Genomic DNA, 4,424 nt, shown 5'->3' with positions numbered 1-4,424 from the left:
ATCGCCAGCTTCATGTCTGGTCAGGGCGGAACCGGGGTGCTGCTGGAGCGTGACGGCGGCCGGCTGGCCAACTTCGCACAGCGGGTGGCCTACGACTGGTCGTTGGTACCGGCGCCGGTGATCGCCGCGATCCACGGGAACTGTTTCGGTGGCGGCCTGCAGATCGCGTTGGGCACCGACATCCGGGTCGCTGCACCTGAGGCGAAGCTGTCGATCATGGAAGTGAAGTGGGGTCTCGTTCCCGATATGGGCATCACGCAAACACTGCCACGATTGGTCCGGATCGACGTCGCCAAGGAGCTGACGTTCAGCGGCCGGATCGTCTCTGGCAGTGAGGCTTTGGCTATCGGGTTGGTCACGCGAAACGACGACGACCCGCTGGCGGAGGCCCTGGCACTGGCCGAGGAGATCGCGCAGAAGTCCCCCGATGCGGTGCGCGCCGCCAAACGCCTCTACGACGAGACATGGACCAGCCACGACGCCGCCACGGCACTCAAACGGGAGTCCGAGTTGCAGACTGCGCTGATCGGCCAGCCCAATCAACTCGCCGCCGTGGTGGCCGGGATGTCAGGCGAGCCACCGGTCTTCGTCGACCCCGTCTAGCCTGGCCGCAGCGTCACGGTGAGCCCTTGCTCGACCCAACGCCAGTCGATGCGCTCCTGTTCGAGGCGCACCCGTTCACCCAGCCCGTCTGCGACCAGTTCTGAATAGAGGTCGAACTCGTCAGGTGTCAGTCGGGTCAGGACCGACTTCGCAGGGCGGTCTTCGGTCCCCCAGCGGTCCCGGTGGGCCAGCAGCGTGTCGCGGTCCATCAGCACCGAGCGCGCTCGCGGGAGCCACGCCCGCAGGCGGTCGAGAATGGCGAATCCATGCGTGTCGATGTCTCCCCAGTAGAGGACATCGGCCTCTGCCAGCCAACGCAACCGACCGATGCTGTCGACTTCGAAGCCCTTCCCCCAGAACACAATTCCGTCTTCGGGGACATCGACGCTCAGATAGCTGATCTCGTTCTCGACGATGACCGCAACCCGCGGTTCGACAGTAAGCCGGGCCAACTCCTCCGAACGCACCGCCAGCTCGGTAATCGGAGCCGGTAAACCGAGCGAAGCCGCGGGCCGCAGCCGCACCAATCCGGGCTTGCACCGCAGACCGAGATCGGCCAGAAACCCGGAGCCCGTCGCCGAGACACCAAGCATCGCGGCCAGCACCGTCCGGTGCCGCTCGGCGAATTTGGTGTCGACGCCGGGTGCATCGATCTCGCGCAGGTAGCGCTGCGACTGACGGTGACTGTCGAGCCACACGTAAGCAGCGATCAGCCGTGGCATCTCGGGCCCCAACTCCAGCGCGCGATGCGGATGGCCGACGATCCACTCGCGAACCCGCGGGTGCTGATCTGCCAAAATCAGGAGATCGTCGAAGCGGCGAACCATCGTCGTCACGCCCAACAAAGCCCAGGCTTGCGTGATCGAGGAGACCACGGCGCGGACGGGCAGCCGGTTGCGGCCGATCTGCCGGCCGCCGATTGACTGCCATTGCAAGGCGTATCGGCTGTCGTCACGGCGGCCGGCATCCAAGGCCGCTACCCACCCGCGCGCGGCGGCGACGTCGTCACCGACCTCCGACGGTTTGGGGCCGCGCAGCGGCACCTCGATCGGCGCGAAGCGGTCGCCGTTGGCGTAGGCGCGCAACAACGATCCATCGTCCCACCGGCGTCTGACCCTGGCGGCAATGTCATCCGGTGTGGTCCACGTCGCGCTCATGGCGCCACTCCTCCTCATCGCTTCGTCCCCCGCAAGCGGGAGGTGCCCCCACTGCATCGTCGTCGGCGCGGCGCTCATGGCACCACTCCTCCTCATCGCTTCGTCCCCCGCAAGCGGGAGGTGCCCCCACTGCATCGTCGTCGGCGCGGCGCTCATGACCGCCGTCCGTCACGCCGCGTCCGGTACTCCTCGATTGTCATCGTCTGCAGCCGAGAGAACGTTCCGCTCGGATTGTCGACGAATCCGATCGCCTTCACGTAGGGCTCGATGACGTGAACCTTCTGCAGCGGCGTCACGATGAGAAGTTGCAGCCCGAGCGTCGCGAAAAGGTCCAACGCGTAGCGGGTCGAGACATCCGAGCCGCGCCCAAATGCCTCGTCGATGACCGCGAACCGGAAGTCTCGCGACTTCTGCGCTCCCCACTCGAGCCCGAACTGGTAAGCAAGGGAGGCCGCCAGGATCGTGTAGGCGAGCTTCTCTTTCTGCCCGCCGGACTTGCCGTCGGAATCGCTGTAATGCTCCCATTCGTCACCGGTCTCGGCGTCGCGCTCGGAGGCGGAAAAGACGAACCAGTTGCGCACGTCGGTGACGCGCCGGGTCCAGTTCTTGTCGGATTCGGCGTAGCCCTCGCGGCCGCGAAACCGCTCGATGATCCGCTTGACGTCTCCGAAGCGCTGCTCGGAATACTGGTCGCCGTCGAGCGCAAGGCTGTCGTTGGTCAGGTTGCGCAGATCTGAACGGAATTGTGCGACATCCTGATTCGTGGTGGGCTCCTTCTCCAGCCGAATGTAGCGGCCCGGGTTGTAGGGCACCGCGCCGAGCGCCTCGTTGATCCGATCTACCCGCTCGTCAATGGCCGACGCCTGCCGATTGAGCCAGTTGTTGAACCCCGCCAGCTCCTGGATGGCGTTCTTGTTGAGCTGCTCCTTGAACTCGGCCTCGAAACGCGGCAGGTCGTCGGTCGCGACGCGGTCGCGGAACGCCAAAAAGTCTCGGCGGGCGTCGACGTTGGCGTCCATGTCCGCGCGAAGCTCGGGCCACCGACGCAGGACCTCACTCATGTACTGGGCCAGATTCAGCGCGTAGCCGTTGAGCTGGCCGGTGAGGCGCTCGATGCGCCGATGCAGATCGGCCGACACAGCGACCTCCGTATCGGCACACTCCGCCGCCCGCAGCGGCCGGCCTTGGCCCAGGCGTTCGTCCAGGGCCGCATACGACGCTCGGTCGACCGCCAGCTGCTCCTCGGGCCGCGCCGCGACGAACGCGTCGTCGCGCATCTTGTCCTGCTTTGCTTTTTCCGCCGCCGCTGCCGTGGTCGCCAGCCTGCCGGTGAGCTTGTCGATCAACTCCCCCACGGCGTGGGCTTGCGCTTCGTTCTCGTCAAGCGCCCGCACGATCTCCTCCAGGCGCGAGGAACCGGCCAACAGGCGTATCCGTTCGGCGTCGTGGTCGTTCGCCCGCGACTGCGCCTCGGCGACGTCGAGATCGGCCCACGAGCGGTATTCCTCAAGCCGCGCAAGGGCTTGCAGCTTTGCCTGCACCGCATCCCGCTGCGCATCGAGACTGCTCAACTCGGCAGCAGCCGTGGTTCGCTTTTCCTCCAGCTGGGCGAGTTCGTCGCGAAGCGCGGCGATCTTGCGCTCGTTGGCCCAGCCCAGAACCCAGCGACGGGGATCGTCGACGCGGTGTCGGTCGTCCTTCTCGTGACGCTCGCCCGAGCGCACCTGGCCCTCCCGGGTCACAGCCCGCCGCTGGCTGCGGAACTCCTCGAGGCTCGACGAGCATCGGTAGTCGGCCCGCTTGGTGAGCTCGTCGACCAGGTATTGCTGGAAGACCCCGTCTTTGACCTCGATGCAGTCGGCGAGCCAGAGCCCCTCGTGCCCCGGTGATTGCAGCGGAACCCGTTGTCTGGCAACCCGTTCGTAGACGAGCTTAGCCCCGAAAGCCTTACCGCCTCGGCCATGGAACGTGAGCCTTCGGCCGTTCACCCATCCGGCAACGGAGTCGTAGTGCTGCTGCGGCACCAACAGCGACAGCGCGAACCCGCGCAGGACCCGTTCCGCTGCACCCCGCCACTCGGCGTGTTCGTCGGTCACGTCGAGCAGTTCACCCACATAGGGAAGGTCGTCGGGCGTCAGCCCGAGGGCCGCACACAGCTCGGCACGCACCTCGACCTGCTCGACGGGCAGATTGCTGGTGCGTTGCTCCAGGCTCGTGAGCTCCTCGGAGATGAGGCCGCACTGGCGTTGAAGCTCCCTCTCCCGCCCGATCGCGTCGGCCGTGGCCGCGTCGAGGGCTCGCTTGTCCGCGGTAATCCGCGACCGCTCGGTGGCGGCCAGAGTGGACAGGGCCGCGAAGTCCTTGTCGCCGACGACCGGTTGCAGCCCGGCGTCGGCGACCGCGACGTCGAACCGGGTGCGGGCATCACGACGACTCTGGGCTTGGGCTCGGGCCTGCTCGGCGAGTCGCTCCAGCTCACCGATACGGTCGCCGCCGGCCTTGGCGCGCTCCTCGATGAGGGATTCGCGCTCGCGGCTCAGCTTCTGCTCCTTAGCCTTTGCGGTGTCCTGCTCCTTCCACAAGCCCAAGCCGTGGGCCTCCAGCGTGGTGATCTCCTCGGCGAGCAGGCCGGCGCGAAGCTCGGCGATGAACAGCCGGACGGCG

Annotated in this window: 3 protein-coding genes; 1 reads left to right on the top strand and 2 read right to left on the bottom strand. The window is 66.8% G+C overall.

Annotated elements, in window-relative coordinates:
- Window positions 1-603 (top strand): enoyl-CoA hydratase-related protein (locus AC2VOU_RS12240; protein ID WP_486957621.1); only part of this gene is annotated, 603 nt, incomplete at its 5' end.
- On the opposite strand, the gene AC2VOU_RS12235 is transcribed toward AC2VOU_RS12240, so the two are convergent.
- Together AC2VOU_RS12235 and AC2VOU_RS12230 are read right to left on the bottom strand one after the other, a co-directional pair.
- Window positions 600-1,760: a Wadjet anti-phage system protein JetD domain-containing protein gene (locus AC2VOU_RS12235; protein WP_486957620.1), complete on the bottom strand. Its 1,161-nt coding sequence runs from the start codon at window positions 1,758-1,760 to the stop codon at window positions 600-602. The genes AC2VOU_RS12240 and AC2VOU_RS12235 overlap by 4 nt on opposite strands.
- Before the next feature lie 152 nt (window positions 1,761-1,912).
- The coding region (locus tag AC2VOU_RS12230) for an ATP-binding protein (RefSeq protein WP_486957619.1) at window positions 1,913-4,424 on the bottom strand (2,512 nt) is incomplete at its 5' end.

It is taken from the genome of Mycobacterium sp. TH-M25, from assembly GCF_057473665.1.
Note: the sequence above shows the minus strand (reverse complement) of the source record. Positions and strands in the feature narration are given on the sequence as shown.